The sequence below is a fragment of the Cupriavidus sp. UGS-1 genome (genome assembly GCF_021213615.1).
GTDB lineage: Bacteria > Pseudomonadota > Gammaproteobacteria > Burkholderiales > Burkholderiaceae > Cupriavidus.
Window position 1 is genome coordinate 100956 of sequence record NZ_JAJQJF010000014.1, and the last position, 15193, is coordinate 116148.

17 protein-coding genes are annotated in these 15193 nt (G+C 68.7%); 8 read left to right on the forward strand and 9 right to left on the reverse strand.

The window, feature by feature from the left end:
- Positions 1-29 precede the first annotated feature (29 nt).
- Entirely contained in the window at positions 30-986 is a 957-nt protein-coding gene (locus tag LRR16_RS17940; RefSeq protein ID WP_232206720.1) for a hypothetical protein, read from the forward strand.
- 91 nt (positions 987-1077) lie between these two features.
- Here LRR16_RS17940 and moaC read toward each other — a convergent pair whose 3' ends face one another.
- Positions 1078-1554 (reverse strand): cyclic pyranopterin monophosphate synthase MoaC, encoded by a 477-nt coding sequence (gene moaC / locus LRR16_RS17945; protein WP_064576433.1) that lies wholly within the window; start codon positions 1552-1554, stop codon positions 1078-1080.
- 143 nt (positions 1555-1697) lie between these two features.
- Here moaC and LRR16_RS17950 point away from each other — a divergent pair, with 143 nt between their 5' ends.
- The gene (locus LRR16_RS17950; protein ID WP_370646847.1) at positions 1698-3515 is read left to right on the forward strand and encodes a M48 family metalloprotease; all 1818 of its coding nucleotides are present in this window, start codon (positions 1698-1700) and stop codon (positions 3513-3515) included.
- Positions 3516-3557: 42 nt separating this feature from the next.
- Here the strand turns inward: LRR16_RS17950 and LRR16_RS17955 are convergent, their stop codons facing one another.
- The 6 genes from LRR16_RS17955 to LRR16_RS17980 all read right to left on the reverse strand — a co-directional run bounded on the left by LRR16_RS17955 (position 3558) and on the right by LRR16_RS17980 (position 8318).
- On the reverse strand, positions 3558-4160 hold the full coding sequence (locus LRR16_RS17955) for a DUF2946 family protein (RefSeq protein WP_232206721.1): 603 nt from the start codon (positions 4158-4160) through the stop codon (positions 3558-3560).
- A gap of 90 nt (positions 4161-4250) precedes the next feature.
- On the reverse strand, positions 4251-5243 hold the full coding sequence (locus tag LRR16_RS17960) for a YheT family hydrolase (protein WP_023263742.1): 993 nt from the start codon (positions 5241-5243) through the stop codon (positions 4251-4253).
- Positions 5244-5360: 117 nt separating this feature from the next.
- Positions 5361-5801, reverse strand: a complete 441-nt coding sequence (locus LRR16_RS17965) for a nuclear transport factor 2 family protein (RefSeq protein WP_023263743.1) — start codon at positions 5799-5801, stop codon at positions 5361-5363.
- A 160-nt stretch (positions 5802-5961) separates the two neighbouring features.
- Positions 5962-6984 carry a lipopolysaccharide heptosyltransferase II gene (waaF, locus tag LRR16_RS17970; RefSeq protein ID WP_232206722.1) on the reverse strand — a complete coding sequence of 341 codons (1023 nt, stop codon included), beginning with the start codon at positions 6982-6984 and terminating at the stop codon, positions 5962-5964.
- Positions 6985-7117: 133 nt separating this feature from the next.
- Positions 7118-7312 (reverse strand): zinc-finger domain-containing protein, encoded by a 195-nt coding sequence (locus tag LRR16_RS17975; protein ID WP_006575845.1) that lies wholly within the window; start codon positions 7310-7312, stop codon positions 7118-7120.
- Between the two features lie 85 nt (positions 7313-7397).
- Entirely contained in the window at positions 7398-8318 is a 921-nt protein-coding gene (locus LRR16_RS17980) for a branched-chain amino acid transaminase (RefSeq protein ID WP_006575846.1), read from the reverse strand.
- A 325-nt stretch (positions 8319-8643) separates the two neighbouring features.
- On the opposite strand from LRR16_RS17980, the gene LRR16_RS17985 reads away from it, so the two are divergent.
- The 3 genes from LRR16_RS17985 (at position 8644) to LRR16_RS17995 (ending at position 10492) form a co-directional block, all read left to right on the forward strand.
- The gene (locus LRR16_RS17985) at positions 8644-9663 is read left to right on the forward strand and encodes a tripartite tricarboxylate transporter substrate binding protein (RefSeq protein WP_006575847.1); all 1020 of its coding nucleotides are present in this window, start codon (positions 8644-8646) and stop codon (positions 9661-9663) included.
- 168 nt (positions 9664-9831) lie between these two features.
- Complete coding sequence (locus tag LRR16_RS17990) at positions 9832-10086, forward strand: AbrB/MazE/SpoVT family DNA-binding domain-containing protein (protein ID WP_006575848.1); 255 nt, start codon at positions 9832-9834, stop codon at positions 10084-10086.
- Complete coding sequence (locus LRR16_RS17995) at positions 10073-10492, forward strand: type II toxin-antitoxin system VapC family toxin (RefSeq protein WP_232206723.1); 420 nt, start codon at positions 10073-10075, stop codon at positions 10490-10492. The genes LRR16_RS17990 and LRR16_RS17995 overlap by 14 nt, the downstream gene beginning before the upstream one ends.
- 18 nt (positions 10493-10510) lie before the next feature.
- Here the strand turns inward: LRR16_RS17995 and LRR16_RS18000 are convergent, their stop codons facing one another.
- The gene (locus LRR16_RS18000) at positions 10511-11266 is read right to left on the reverse strand and encodes an SDR family NAD(P)-dependent oxidoreductase (RefSeq protein WP_232206724.1); all 756 of its coding nucleotides are present in this window, start codon (positions 11264-11266) and stop codon (positions 10511-10513) included.
- A 143-nt stretch (positions 11267-11409) separates the two neighbouring features.
- Here LRR16_RS18000 and LRR16_RS18005 point away from each other — a divergent pair, with 143 nt between their 5' ends.
- The 3 genes from LRR16_RS18005 to LRR16_RS18015 all read left to right on the forward strand — a co-directional run bounded on the left by LRR16_RS18005 (position 11410) and on the right by LRR16_RS18015 (position 13725).
- Positions 11410-12309: an AraC family transcriptional regulator gene (locus LRR16_RS18005; RefSeq protein WP_232206725.1), complete on the forward strand. Its 900-nt coding sequence runs from the start codon at positions 11410-11412 to the stop codon at positions 12307-12309.
- Positions 12310-12493: 184 nt separating this feature from the next.
- Complete coding sequence (locus tag LRR16_RS18010; RefSeq protein WP_043437886.1) at positions 12494-13405, forward strand: AzlC family ABC transporter permease; 912 nt, start codon at positions 12494-12496, stop codon at positions 13403-13405.
- Entirely contained in the window at positions 13402-13725 is a 324-nt protein-coding gene (locus tag LRR16_RS18015; protein WP_006575853.1) for an AzlD domain-containing protein, read from the forward strand. Before LRR16_RS18010 ends, LRR16_RS18015 begins: the two co-directional genes overlap by 4 nt.
- 2 nt (positions 13726-13727) lie before the next feature.
- Here the strand turns inward: LRR16_RS18015 and LRR16_RS18020 are convergent, their stop codons facing one another.
- Positions 13728-14888 carry a helix-turn-helix transcriptional regulator gene (locus tag LRR16_RS18020; protein ID WP_232206726.1) on the reverse strand — a complete coding sequence of 387 codons (1161 nt, stop codon included), beginning with the start codon at positions 14886-14888 and terminating at the stop codon, positions 13728-13730.
- Positions 14889-15193: the final 305 nt, after the last annotated feature.

Below are 15193 nucleotides of genomic sequence, written 5' to 3' on the forward strand. Positions count from 1 at the left end.
CCGGTGCCTGTGTCACACGGGAGGGACGAATGCGGATTGGCAAGCGCGGGATTCTGACGGCGGCTGTGCTCGCGCTGGTGGCCGTCATCACCACCGAGGTGCTGGCGCGCGCCGGCCTTGGGCTGGGCGATCCGCCGCTGTATCAGGCCGACCCCGAAATCGAATACCTGCTCAAGCCCAACCAGCGCGTGAAGCGCTTCGGCCATCGCTATGTGGTCAACCGCTTCGGCATGCGCTCGGAGGATTTCGAGCCGAAGAAGCGCGCTCCCGGCGAGCGGCGCGTGCTGGTGTTCGGCGATTCGGTCGTCAACGGCGGCGCGCAGGTCGACCAGGGCCGGTTGGCCACCGAGCAACTGCGCGCGCGGCTGGGGCAGGACGGCAAGGTGGCGACCGTCGGCAACGTCGCCGCGTTCAGCTGGGGGCCGGGCAACTGGCTGGCCTATGCGCGGCGCTTCGGCTTTCTCGACGCCGATACCGCGATCATCGTCGTCAACGGCGCCGACTATGGCGATGTGCCGACCTTCGCGCCGCTGCGGCAGGACACCCACCCGTCGCAACCGCCGCTGTCGGCGCTGGTGGAGGGTGCCACCCGCTATCTGCCCGCCTATCTGGGACTGGACCAATCGTCGGGACCGCCGCGCGAATCGACCGATGCCGACCGCGCCGCCTCGCTGCGCGATCTGGCGGAGTTGATCGTGATGGCGAAGCGCGCCGGCCTGCAGGTCCGGCTGGTGCAGCACTACGAGCGCCACGAACTGGACGGCGCCGGCCTGCCCGCCGGTCTGGAAGCCTTCTCGCGGCTGTGCGAGGAATACGAGGTGCCGATCGTCAGCATGCGCGACGCAGAGCGCCGGGCGCGCGACGTGGCCTATCTCGACGAGATCCACCTGAGCCCGGAAGGGCAGGATCTGCTCGCCGACGCGCTGCTGGCCGCGGCCAACATGCCCGTCGGCCGTCACGTCGCGGCCTTCGGCCTGCGCCGCTAGCAGGGAAGCCGGGAAGGCTCGCTTTGCGGGCCCGATACAGCTTGCTCTGCTGCTTGCCGGCCCCTTGCCGCCCCTTGCCGCTGCTGCCGCCTCACTGCGCCACCCAATCCCCCGACTTGCCGCCATGCTTCTCCAGCAGGCGGATGTCGCCCATTACCATGCCGCGGTCGGCGGCCTTGCACATGTCGTAGATCGTCAGCAGCGCGACCTGCACGCCAGTCAGCGCTTCCATTTCGACGCCGGTCTGTCCGCGCGTCTCGGCGCGCACGGTGCAGCGCACGCTGCTGGCCGCCTCGTCGAGCGCGAAGTCGAGCGCGACCTTGGTCAGCGCCAGCGGATGGCACAGCGGAATCAGGTCGGCGGTGCGCTTGGTGGCCATGATGCCGGCGATGCGCGCGATGCCGAGCACGTCGCCCTTCTTTGCGGTGCCGTCGCGGACCAGCGCGAAGGTCTGGGGCGCCATCGTGATGGTGCCGGTCGCGATCGCCACGCGATGGGTGGCGTCCTTGCCGCCGACATCCACCATGTGTGCCTGGCCGGCGGTATCGAAGTGAGTGAGCTTGCTCATGGTTGGCGTCGCAGGGTTCGGGGTTGAAGCGAGAGAGGACCGAGGGAAACGAGGGAAACCGAGGGAATTCTGGAAAGGCCGGACAGCGCGGCAGGCGCGGCGGCGGGCGCGGAACGGTCGCGCCAGGCCGCTATCATAGCAACATGCTGATTTTCCGCCCCGTCGCCCGGCCCGTTCCGCCCGCCGATGCTTGCGCCGATGCTTGCGCCGATGCTTGCGCCGCCGGACGCCCACGCGCGACGCCCGAATCGCGCCATGCCGGTCCCCGCCATCCGGCGCTGCATCGCCCGCTGGCCGCGCTGCTGATGCTGGCGCTTGCCACGCCCGCCTGGCCCCAGGCCGCCTCGGCGCCGGCGGGCAAGGCAGTGCCCTCGATCGCGCCGGCGCTGCCGGGCCTGGGCGGTGACGCCAGCGATCAGGTCTACGACAACCTGAACCGCAGCGTGAAGGCCGGACAGCGGTCCGACTTCGGCCTGCGCAGCGGCAATCCGGTGGTCGAGAGCAACGGCATCCAGCTGCCGGACATGGGCGATCCGTCGACCGCGGCGCTGTCGCCGGACATGGAGAAGCGGCTGGGCGACCGCATCATGCGCGATATCCGCCGCGATCCGCAGTACGTCACCGATGCGCTGCTGGCCGATTATCTGAATGCGCTCGGCTACAAGCTGATCCAGGCCGCCCGCCGCCAGAACCTGGCCGGCACCACCGGCGGCGGCACCTTCGCGACGGGCTTCGAACTCTTCGCCGTGCGCGACCGGACCATCAACGCGTTTGCGCTGCCCGGCGGCTATATCGGCGTGCATACCGGCCTGCTGGTGCAGTCGGAGACCGAGTCGGAACTGGCGTCGGTGCTCGGCCACGAGATCGGCCACGTCACGCAACGTCATATCGCGCGCGGCATCACCAGCCAGGATCAATCGATGTGGATCGCGCTGGCGTCGATGGTGCTGGCCGGGCTGGCGGCGACCCGCAGCCCCGATGCCGCCGCCGCGCTGGCGATGGGCGGGCAGGGCGCGGCGCTGGCCAATCAGCTGTCGTTCTCGCGCGGCGCCGAGCGCGAGGCCGACCGGGTCGGCTTCCAGATCCTGTCGGCCGCGGGCTTCGATCCGCAGGGCATGCCCGACTTCTTCCGCCGGCTGCAGCGGGTTACCGGCATCTCGGAGAGCTCGGTGCCGTCCTATGTGCGCACCCACCCGCTGACCTCCGAGCGGATCGCCGACATGCAGGACCGCGCCAGCCATCTTCCGGTGCGCAAGGTCGGCAGCACGCCCGAGTACGAGTTCGCGCGGGTGCGCGCGCGCATCCTGCAGGAAGCCAATCCCACCGACATCCAGAACGCGCGCGGCGCGCTGCAGGCGCAGCTGTCCAGCGCGTCGCCGATGCGGCTGCCTGCGATTTACTACGGCATTGCCTTCGCCGAGCAGCGGCTGGGCCGGCTGGTGCAGGCCGAGCAGGCGCTGGCCGAGGCGCGCCGGCTGTACGGCAATATCCCGGGCGCGTCATCGGGCAGCCCGATGCTGGACGTGATGGCAATCGAACTGGCGCGCGGGCAGGGCCGCGTGCCGGACGCGGTGCGCCAGGCGCTGGCCTCGATGAAGACCTTCCCCTTGTCGCACGCGGTCGCGCTGTCGTATGCGGAGACGCTGCTGGGCGCCGGCCGCGCCGACGAGCTGGTGACCTTCCTGCGTTCGCGCACCCGCGAGGAAAGCGCGCGCGCCGAATGGTGGGAGCTGCTGGCGCGTGCCTACGCGGCGCAGGGCAAGCGCGTGCAGCAGCATCAGGCGCTGGCCGAGAAATACGCGCGCGACGGCGCCTATCAGGCCGCGATCGAACAGCTGCAGATCGCGCGCAAGGCCGGCGACGGCGACTTCTATACGCTGTCCGAGGTCGATGCGCGGCTGCACCAGCTCGAGCGCCAGTATCGGGAAGAACGCCAGGACAACAAGGGCATCCCGAACTGAGCCGCCGCGGTTGTCCCTGCGGGAACGCGACGGCAAGCGCGGTCAGTTCGGCGGCGGCGGTTCCTGCCCCTGCTGCGGCGCCGGCCGCGGCTGCCGCACGAAGCCGAAGCGCCGCGGCACCTCGGCCTCGGCGATCGGCTCGATCGGCAGATCGCGGCCACCGAAATGAAACATGCCAAGGTCCGTGCCGCAGGCCTCGCCGTGCCAGTCGCAACTGCCGCTGAACGCGTCGAGATCGTGGTCGTGCAGCAGCGCCGCGTGCACACCGGTCTCCCCGTCGATCTCGCCGGCCAGCACCACATTGCCGTGCTCGTCGGCATGGCAGCAGCGCGGCGTGAAGGCCCGCTGCGACGTGGTATGGAACTGGCCCTCGTGCAGGCGCACCACCCACGGCGCATAGGCGAGTTCGACGAATACGCGCTGCGGCCCGTTCTGGAAGAACCACGCGCCATGCTCGTCGCGCAGATAGTTGCGTTCGATGAAGCCGACCAGCGCCGGATGCCGCAGCGGATCGCCGGACAGGCCATGCTGCTGCGCGTATTCGTTGCGCAGGCGCCATTGGCCGCGCCGGTCCAGCGCGAGCCAGCCATAGCAGTAGGGGACATTGGGCCAGCGGGCCATCGCCTGCTTGACGATCTCGTCCATGCTCGTCTCCTGTTGAACTCCTTGCGTGCGCCGCATCTCGCGGGAGGCGCGCGGTACATCGCCGCGATGCCGATTCCAGCGTAGAACCTGTCAGCCCAGGCTATCGAAGAATCGCAGCACCCGCGCCGGCAGCCAGTCGACATGGCCGCCGCCCGGCAGCAACGACGACAGCGGAAGATGCCGCCGCCAGTCGCGCGGCGGTGCCAGAAAGCCGACGTGGCCGCCATGCTCGGGCTGGTCGAGCAGCACCAGGCCGCTGACGTCGCCCGGGCCGGGCAGATAGCGCGCCGGCAGGAAGGGATCGTTGCGCGCGTTCAGCACCAGCGTCGGCACGGCGATATGGCGCAGCACCGGCTTGCTGGCGGCGCGGGCCCAGTAGTCGTCGGTATCGCGAAAGCCGTGCAGCGGGGCGGTGACCACGTTGTCGAAGGCATAGAGATCGCGGCTGGCCAGCAGCGCGGCGCGGTCGAACAGGCCCGGAAACTGGGCCAGCTTGTCCAGCGACTTGCGCTTGAGCGTCCGCAGGAACATCTGCGTATAGACGCGGTTGAAGCCGCGCGACAGCGCCGCGCCGCCGCCCGCCAGATCGAGCGGCGCGGACACCGAGGCGGCGCCGTCCACGAAGCCGGCGCTCGACTGCGCCTCGCCCAGATAGCGCAGCAGCGCATTGCCGCCGAGCGAGATGCCGAGCGCGTACAGCCGCCGGCCGCCGCCCGCATGCCGCTGCGCGAGCCGCCGCAGCACCCAGTCGATCTCTTCGTAGTCGCCGGAATGGTAGAAGCGCGGCGCCAGGTTCAGCTCGCCCGAGCAGCCGCGGAAATGCGGGATCACGCCTTGCCAGCCGCGCTCGCGCAGCGCGGCCATCATCGCCTGCGCGTAGTGGCTGGTCGAGTTGCCCTCGAGCCCGTGGAACAGCACCAGCAGCGGGGCGCCGGGGGCGACCGGATGCGTGGTCCAGTCCAGGTCTATGAAGTCGCCGTCGGGCGTGTCCCAGCGTTCGCGGCGGAAGCTCACGCGCGGCCGGCGCGTCAGCCGGGCCGGGATGATGGTCTGGCTATGGCCGTCGCGCAGCCACCACGGCATGCGCGCGTGGGCGTCGAACCCGTGCGGGTCGGGCAATGGCGAGGACGGATGCCGGATCAGGTCGGCGGGGCGGGACATGGCGGCGGGCGCTCCGATGCCGGGCGCTTCCCGGGTGGTTCAGTGCAGGGCCTGCTTGGCCGTCGCGGTCGAGATCGCGACCTGCGCCGCGTTGGCCGGGCTGCAATGGATATGCGCCAGGCGCCAGCCCTCGTGGTTCTGCATCAGCACGTAGGTGGTGTGCACGTACAGGTCGGCCTCGACGCGGTCGGTGGCGAAGCGCAGTGCCTCGGTCACGTCGAAGATCGAGACGCCCAGCGTCGAATGGCTGCTGCTCTCGAGCACGTCGATCAGCACCGGCTGGCGGTCCAGCAGCTGCAGGAAGGCCTGGCGCAGATGATCGTGGCCGATCAGCCGCTGGCCGTCGGGCATCACGCAGGTGATCGAATCCTCGTCCAGCCACAGTTTCAGCGCGCCTTCGGCATCGCGCAGCTTCAATGCCTCGCGAAAGGCTTCCAGGATGTCTTCGGCGGAATCGAACAGGCGGGCGAAGCGAGGCATGGCGGGATCGGTCGGTGGGCCCCGCCGGCAGGCCGGGCCATGAATCGAAGCCGTCCCAGTCGCCGTGTCGGTCGATCTGTGCGGGACGGCCATCGCGGGTCAATCAGCGGCGCCGGGCCCGCCTGGTGGCGCGGCGCCGGCGCGCGGTGTTCGCTACGGATCAAGGCCGGTGCAGCAGCTTGCGCAGCTCCACGAACACCATTTCCGGCTCGATCTCCCTGAGGCAGCGCAGATGGCCGAGCGGACATTCGCGCTGGAAACAGGGGCTGCACTCGAGCTGGAGCCACATGATACTCGCTGCCTGTGACAGCGGGGGCGTATGGCGGGGATCGCTGGAGCCGAATACCGCGACCTGCGGCCGGTTCAGGGCCGCCGTCACGTGCATCAGGCCGGAGTCGTTGCAGACCGCCGCCTCGGCCAGCGCCAGCAGGTCGACCGCGTCGTCCAGCGAGGTCTGGCCGCACAGATTGCGCACGAACGGCGCGCCGGCGCAGATCTCGGCGGCGATCTCGCCGTCCTTGGCCGAGCCCAGCGTCACGATCTGCGTGTACGGGTACGAGCGGCGCAGCATCTGCGCCAGCTCGGCGAAATGCGCGGCGGGCCAGCGCTTGGCCGGACCGTATTCGGCGCCGGGGCAGAAGGCGATCAGCCGGGTTTGCGGCGCGATGTCGAAGCGCTCGGCGGTCTTGACCACGCGTGCCGGATCGACGCGCAGCCGCGGCTCGGGCAGCGCCTCGGGCAGTCGCGCGCCGGGCTTGAGGGCCAATCGCGCGTAGTGCTCGACCATCGGCGGACGCTTGTCCTTCGGCGGATTGGCGTGCCGGATGTTCAGCAGGCCGAAGCGCGCCTCGCCGCGGTAGCCCACGCGCAGCGGAATGCCGGCCAGCCACGGGATCAGCGCGGACTTCAGCGAGTTGGGCAGCACGTAGGCGACGTCGTAGCCTTCGTTCTTCAGCTGCTGCGCGAACATCAGCCGGGCCGACAGCTGCAGCTTGCCGTGCGCCAGGTCGCTGGGAAACACGCGCCCGATCTCGGGCATGCGCGCGAGCACGGGCGCGACCCATTTCGGCGCGAGCGCATCGATGGCCAGGCGCGGATGGCGTTGCTTGAGCAGCGCTAACAGCGGCTGCGCCATCAGGGCGTCGCCGATCCAGTTGGGCGCGATGACGAGGGCTTTGTTCATAAGCAAGGCGCCGCCGTGCCGCCCCGCGGGTTGGCGGGGCGGCAGAGCGGCGAGAGGAAAACGGGGCGTTCGGTGCCGGCCGGCCACGCGGCCACATCAGCGTGGCCGCCGCCGGCAACGGACGAGCGGGCGATCAGTGGTGGCCCTTCAGCACGGTGCCCGGCTTGAGCTGGTAGACGGTGCCGCAGTACGGGCACTTGGCCTGGCCGGTGTCCGCCACATCGAGGAACACGCGCGGATGGTAGTTCCAGGTCGGCGTATTGGGGGTGGGGCAGTGCAGCGGGAGGTCTTCGGCGCCGATTTCGACGACGTTTGCGGTTTGCGTCATGGTGTTGCGGGGTCAGTCTAGTCAGATGGGGGGTCCGGCTGGTGCTGCGGCAGGCCCGGCGCCGATGGCCGCCGGGCCGCCGGCATCAGACCAGGGTCAGCCAGTGCTGGTACTTCTCGTTGGTGCCGCCGACCGCGGCGAAGAAGGCGTCCTGGATCTGCTTGGTGATCGGCCCGCGGCGGCCTTCGCCGATGATGCGGTCGTCGAGCTCGCGGATCGGCGTGACTTCGGCCGCGGTGCCGGTGAAGAACGCTTCGTCCGCGCAGTACATCTCGTCGCGGGTGATGCGCTTCTCGCGGACTTCGATGCCCAGGTCGCGCGCGATCGTCAGCGTCGCGTCGCGGGTGATGCCGTCCAGGCAGGAGGCGAGGTCCGGGGTGTAGATCACGCCGTTGCGCACGATGAAGACGTTCTCGCCGGAGCCTTCGCTGACATAGCCGTCGGTGTCGAGCAGCAGCGCCTCGTCGTAGCCCAGGCTCGTGGCCTCCTGGTTGGCCAGGATCGAGTTGATGTAGTAGCCGCTGGCCTTGGCGCGTACCAGCGACACGTTGACGTGATGGCGGGTGAACGACGAGGTCTTGACGCGGATGCCGCGCTCCATGCCTTCCTCGCCCAGGTAGGCGCCCCAGGGCCAGGCGGCGATCGCCACGTGGATCGTGTTGCCGCGCGCGGAGACGCCGAGCTTTTCCGAGCCGATCCAGACCAGCGGGCGGATATAGCAGGACTCGAGCTGGTTGGCCTTGACCACCTCGCGCTGCGCCGCCTCCAGGGTTGCCTGGTCGAACGGGATCTCCATCTGGAAGATCTTGGCGGAATTGAACAGCCGGCGGGTGTGCTCCTTCAGCCGGAAGATCGCGGTGCCGGCCGGCGTCTTGTAGGCGCGCACACCCTCGAATACGCCCATGCCGTAGTGCAGGGTATGGGTCAGCACGTGGATCTTGGCGTCGCGCCAGTCGATCAACTTGCCATCCATCCAGATCTTTCCGTCACGATCGGCCATCGACATGCTCGTCTCCCGCAAAAACGTCAAAAAGGTGCAAAGGCGACATTGTAAGCCCCGCCACACCCCGTGCCAACGCGGCGCGGGTGCAAGGAAGCGGCGGGATGGCGGCGGGATGGCGGCGGGAACGCGGCACCAGGCCAACGATGGTGGGGTGTTCCGCCAGCGGTCGGGCCCCGCTTATATCGTCAGGGCATACGCTCAAGCGAACTCAATCGTTTGGAAAGTGGCGATTCGTTGGTATCGTACTTGCTTTGGAATCCGGACCCCGCCGCACATGCCCGCCAGGGACCGCACCTTCCCGTTCTGGTTTTTTGGACTTTCCGCCGCCATGACCCGCACTTCGACCCGCCGCCTCGTGACCCGTCTTGCCGCCACCCTGGCCAGCCTGGGCAGCCTCGCCTGCCTGTCGTTGGCACCGTCCGCGCACGCGCAGGGCCCGGGCAACTGGCCCGACAACAAGCCGATCACCATCCTGATGGGCTTTACCGCCGGCTCGGGCGTCGACATGGTCGGCCGCACGCTGCAGGACTCGCTGCAGAAGTCGCTGAAGACCACGATCCTGTACGACTACCGGCCGGGCGCCGGCGGCAACGTCGCCTCCGAAGTGGTCGCCCATGCCAAGCCCGACGGCTATACGCTGCTGCTGGGCACCGCCGCTACCCATGGCATCAACCCGGCGCTGTACAAGAACCTGCCGTTCGACGCCGAGGCCGACTTCACGCCGATCGCGCCGCTGGTCGAGGTCTCCAACGTGCTGACCGTCAATCCGGCGGTACTCGACGTCAAGTCGGTCAAGGAATTCATCGAGAAGGTCAAGGCCAACCCGGGCAAGTACAACTACGCGTCGACCGGCAACGGCACCGGCACCCATCTGGCCTTCGCCGAATTCAACGCGCGCGCGGGCCTGGACATGGTCCACGTGCCGTACAAGGGCGGCCCCGACGCGCTGCAGGCCGTGCTCAAGGGCGAGGTCTGCTGCATCTTCAACCAGGTGCAGAGCGTGCTGCCGCAATACCGCGCCGGCAAGGTCAGGCTGCTGGGCGTGACCACCGCCAAGCGCGTGCCCGTGATCCCCGATGTGCCGACCATCGCCGAGAGCGGCGTGCCCAACTACAACAGCACGATCTGGTTCGGCTTCTTCGGTCCCAAGGGCCTGGACCCGCAGATCGCCCGCAAGGTCAACGAGGCCGTGCGCGTCGCGCTGGAAAACCCGGCGGTGCGCCAGAAGCTGGTCGACGCGGGCAACACGCCGCGCGTCGAAACCGTCGACCAGTTCCGCGCCACGGTCAAGGCCGACCGCCAGAAGTGGGCGAACGTCGTCAAGACGGTGGGAGCGTCGATCGATTGATGATCAGGACTTCGGGCCGCGCTGCCTGTGCGACGGCCCGTTTCCTGAGGAGCGCCGTTCTTTCTGGAAGTCTGGCGAGCGTTCCGGCTCCACAATCGCCCGCTTGCTGCCCGCGGTCCACTGGCGTTCAATGCGAATGTTGGTAACGGATCGACAGGAGGTAAGCACATGCCATCGGTCACGATGACTTCGAGGGGGCAAGTCACCCTTCCTGCTGAGGTTCGGGACAGGTTGGGCTTGTCGGCAGGCGATCGCGTGGAGTTTGTAATGAACGAAGCCACAGGCAACTACGAGGTAATTCCAGCCAGTCAGTCGGTCAAGCGGCTGAAGGGTGTTTTACCGAAGCCGGACAAACCCGTTTCGGTCGACGACATGAACGCGGCAATCGCGGAACAGGGAGCGTCGGCCGGTGATCGGAATTGATACCAACGTCCTGGTCCGATATTTCGCGCAGGACGATCCACTGCAGTCTCCTGTCGCCAGCGCCCTGCTGGAGGGCTTGAGTCCCGAGCGACGCGGCTACGTGCCGATCGTCGCGCTCGTCGAACTGGTATGGGTAATGACGCGGCGCTTCGAGGTCAAGCGAAACGGCATTGCGGCCATCGTTCAAGGCATATTGGAGTCGCGCGAACTGGTGGTCGAATCGCCCGAAACGGTTCGCAAAGCCCTCCAATCGTATGCGACGTCCACCGCCGATTTTGCGGACTGTTTGATCGAACGGACGTGCCACGCCGCGGCATGCGAATGGGTCGCGACGTTTGATGCCGCCGCAGCACGCACGCCGGGTTTTCGCCTGCTTGCGCAGGGAATGGCCGACGAGCGCGCATGACGTCAAAAGATAGTCGCCTCAGATTCCCTGACCGCCCGACACCTCGATCCGCTGGGCGTTGACCCAGCGGTGGCTCTCCGACAGCAGGCTCGCAATCATCGGTCCGATATCGTCCGGCACGCCGGCGCGGCCCAGCGCGGTCATTTCCGCGAACAGCTTGTTGATCTCGGGATTGTCGCGGACGGCGCCGCCGCCGAAGTCGGTTTCGATCGCGCCCGGGGCGACGGTATTGACCGCGATGCCGCGCGCGCCCAGTTCCTTCGCCATATACCGCGTCAGCACTTCCACCGCGCCCTTGACCGCCGCGTACGCGGCGTAGCCGGGGAAGGACACGCGCGTCAGCCCGCTGGACAGGTTGACGATGCGTCCGCCGTCGCGGATCAGCGGCAGCAGCGTCTGCGTCAGGAAATAGACGCCCTTGAAATGCACGTTGACCAGCGCGTCGAACTGCGCCTCCGTAGTGTCGGCGATCAGCGCATGGTCGCCGTGGCCGGCGTTGTTGACCAGATGGTCGAAGCTGTCGCGCTGCCAGGTCTCGCGCAGCGCAACGCCCAGCGCTTGTGCGAATGCGGCGAAGCTGCCGACGTCGCCGGTGTCGAGCTGCAGCGCGCGGGCCTTGCGGCCCATGGCCTCGATCTCGGCGACGACGGCGTTGGCCTCGTCGGCACGGCGCTGGTAGGTCACGATGACATCGCCGCCGCTGCGGGCAATGCTGATGGCGGTGGCTCGGCCCAGCCCGCGGCTGGCACCTGTCACGAGGGCAATGCTGTTCATGGCGAGAACTCCTGTGGTTCGGTTGGTGGTGCTTCGAATTATTGGAGTTCGCGTCTCGATAGTCTTTGTCAATTCCTCCCGCTTTCTTGCCTGAATCTCCGAGCCGGTTCGCCATCGCGGCGGAGCAACGCTATGCTGCGCGCATGAACGCCGAGCTGCTCGATGCCGTCCGCCGCTACACGGACGCCTACGCCGATCCCGACGGCCTTGCCCAAACGCCAGTGCCGGGCCTGACCACGATCCGGGCGACCTCGCCCAGCGGACTGGTCCATGCGATCGCTCGGCCGCTGGTCTGTCTGGTGCTTCAAGGCAGCAAGCAGGTCACCATTGGCTCGCAGACGTTCACCTTCGAGGCGGGCGACTCGCTGCTGATTACCGCCGACGTGCCGACCGTCAGCCAGGTCAGCCGGGCCAGCCGCGAGGCGCCGTATCTATCGCTGGTGCTGGATCTGGAGCCGGCCGTGATCGCCGAACTGGCGATGCAGATGCAGGCGCTGCCGGCGGCGGGCGGCTTGGCGGTTCGCTACCAGCCTACCGATGCCGAGGTCGCCGACGCCGCGCTGCGGTTGATGCGTCTGGTCGAGCGGCCGGAGGCGGTTCCGGTGCTGCACGCGCAGCGCGTTCGTGAGCTGCATTACTGGCTTCTGGCCGGCCGGCATGGCGCGGCGATCCGCGAACTGGGATGGCCGGAAGGCAATGCGCGCCGCGTGGCGCGCGCCGTGGCGGTGCTGCGCGAGGACTTCGCGAAGCCGTTGCCGATGGAGCGGCTGGCCGCGGCCGCCGGCATGAGCCCGTCGTCGTTCTACCAGCACTTCCGTACTGTCACGTCGCTGTCGCCGTTGCAGTTCCAGAAGCAGCTGCGGCTGATCGAAGCGCGCCGGCTGATGCTGGCCGATGGCATCACGGCCAGCAGCGCGGCCTTTGCCGTCGGTTACGAGAGCGTGCCGCAGTTCACGCGGGAATACCGGCGCCTGTTTGGCGCGCCACCGGCGCGGGATGCGGAGGCGATGCGCGCGGCGCTGCCGGCGGACGTCGCCGAATAGCCGGCCGAACGCTGCACTGGCTGCGTTCCGCGGATTTAAGCAGCCACTTACCCGATGTGCGCCAGGCCCTATAATGGCGCCTTACCCGCCGCGCTCGCGGCGGGGTGTCCGGCGATGCCGGCGCGGCGCCGGGAATGGTGCCGCGCCGTCGCGCGATCGGCCGGATCCTCACCGCATCCGCTCCATGACTTCCCCTCGGCCCCCGGCCTGGTTGCGCCTTTGGCATCGTGCCACGCAAGGCGTCCTGCACCATTTCTGGACCCGTTTCCCGCCCGCCGAGCGCACCGGCTTCCTGGCCGGCGCGCGCCGATTCGCGCCGTCGCTGCCCGCCACGTTCTCGTGGGGGCTGGTAACGGGCGTCGCGATGAGCAAGTCGGTGATGACGGTGCCCGAGGCGATCGGCATGAGCCTGCTGGTCTATGCCGGCTCGGCCCAGCTGGCGGTACTGCCGCTGTTCGCCGCCGGCATGCCGCTGTGGACGATCTGGCTGACCGCGGCCGTGGTCAACCTGCGCTTCGTGATCTTCAGCGCCGCGCTGCAGCCGCATTTCAGCTATCTGCCGCTGTGGCGCCGAACTGTGCTGGGGTCGTTCAACGGCGACCTGCATTTCGTCTTCTTCATGCAGCGCTACCAGGCGCCGGGCTACGAGCCCGGCAAGGAAGGCTATTTCTGGGGCATGGCGCTGGTCAACTTCGTGATGTGGCAGGTGTCGTCGCTGGCGGGCATCCTGCTGGCGAGCCTGTTCCCGGACAGCTGGGGACTGGCGCTGGCCGGCACGCTGGCGCTGATTCCGGTGATGGTGTCGACGATCAATTCGCGCTCGACACTGATGGCGGTCGCGGTGTCCGCGGTGCTGGCGCTGTTCTTCTTCGACCTGCCGTACCGGCTCGGGCTGGTGGTGGCGGTGGCTGGGGCGATCGCGGCCGGCATGGCCAGCGACCAGATGGCGGCCCGCGCCGCGCTGCGCGGCATCGAACGCAAGCGGCGACGGGACAGGGCAGCCGACACGGACCCTCCACACGTCAATCACAAGACAGACAACAACGCTGGCGGCCATGCCAGCCATGCCGCTTCGTCGGCGGAGGACCGGGCATGAGCCACTGGCAGATCTGGATCGCGCTGGTCGGCATGGCGGTGGTGACCATCGTCACGCGGGCCTTGTTCCTGATGGCGGGCGAGCACGTCAGCCTGCCCGACCGGCTGCAGCGGGCGCTGCGCTACGCGCCCGCGGCCGCGCTGGCGGCCATCATCCTGCCCGACCTGATGACCTGGCAGGGCCATTTCACCGTCGGCCTGGAAAACTACAAGCTGATCGCCGGCATCGCCGCCGCGCTGTTCTATCTGGCCACCCGCAGGATGCTCGGCATGATCGCGGTCGGCATGGCGGTCTACACGGCATTGCGGCTGCTGGCCTGATCTCAGGACGCGCCGTTCGGTTCGGCCACTGGCGCCTTCAGCGTGGCGCTCAGCTGGGTCAGCAGGTGCGACAGCTGGGCCTGGCTGTTGGTGCCGGTCTTGATGAACACCGACTTCAGCTGCGTCCTGCTGGTCTCGCGGCCGATCTGCAGCTGCTCGCAGGCCTCGGGCAGCCCGATGCCGGTAGTCAGCAGCGTCGCCAGCCGCATCTCGGCCGGCGTCAGTCCGTAAAGATCGCGCAGTACCTGGGGCAGAAGGGGTGAGCTGCCGCGGGCGTCGTGGATCGCGACCAGCGCGGCCGGCTGCTGCCAGGCCTGGCCCAGCGCGTGCGACGGCGGCAGCGGCAGCACGACGACCTGCGCACGGGCGCCCTGGCGCGATTGCGCCATCGCCGCCTGGGCGGGCACCGGCGCGCTGGCATCGCAGGCGGCGCGGACCATCGCGGCGAACGGGCGCGACAGCGTCCATTCGTCGCCCATGCCCGTACCCGTGCCCGTGCGCGGGGCGGCCGGGTTGGGCACCAGCCGGCGCACCCAGGCCTCGCCCTCGCCGTTGTGCAGCAGCACGCGCGCATCCGCGGTGAAGACGATCACGCCGAACGCCAGCTGGTCCAGCAGCTGCATCGACAGGCGCTGCAGCGCGGTCAGCGCGCTGGTGCGCTCGCGCAGCGCCATCGCTTGCCGGATGTGGGGAATCGCCCAGTCCAGCGCGCGCGCGTCCTCGGGCGCGAACAGCGGGCCGTCCAGTGGCCGCTGCAGCGAGAAAAAGACCTCGTAATAGGGCTGGCGGTCGACCAGGCAGGCCATCACCGAGCCCATGCCGTAGCGATGCAGGAAGTCGCGGTAGAAAGGGTGCCGCGAGAGGGTGCCGACACCGAGCTCGCGCGCGTCGATGTACCAGCCGCCAAGCGGCATCCGCGGCGTAAACGAGCGCCCCGGGTCCAGCGCCTGAAAGGTCTGCTGGTAGGCCTGGGCCAGTCCTTCCACCGGATTGGCCAGTTCGATCACCGACATGCGGTCGCTGCGCTTGTCCAGCACGACCATGCCCATCTGGGTGCTGCCGCTGGCGCGGCGCAGGTTCTGCAGGCTGCGCTGCCACGCCTGCGGATCCACGATGCCCTCGTAGAGTCCGCGGATGGTGTCGTGGATGTCGCTATCGGTCATTGCGGCCTCCGCATTGACCCGAGCGACCCGAACGACCTGGCCGACCCGGTCGATCCGTTGGTGCGGCAGGCGTCGGGCGGCACGTGCAAAGGCTGGCGCCGCCCATGGTTTGCGCCATGGACTTCCCCTTGGTTCATCGACTTCCCCTGTTCCGACGACAAAGCAACGCGCTGCCGGGCTCTAGTGACGGCCCGGTCGGCTTTCCAACTTCTTGTTTCTTCTTGATTGGGATTGGACGGCTTCTCGAGGGCAGCGCGCCGGGGCGTCTGCGGTGGCCGAGCAGCTATGGTACGGCTTTGCCGCAG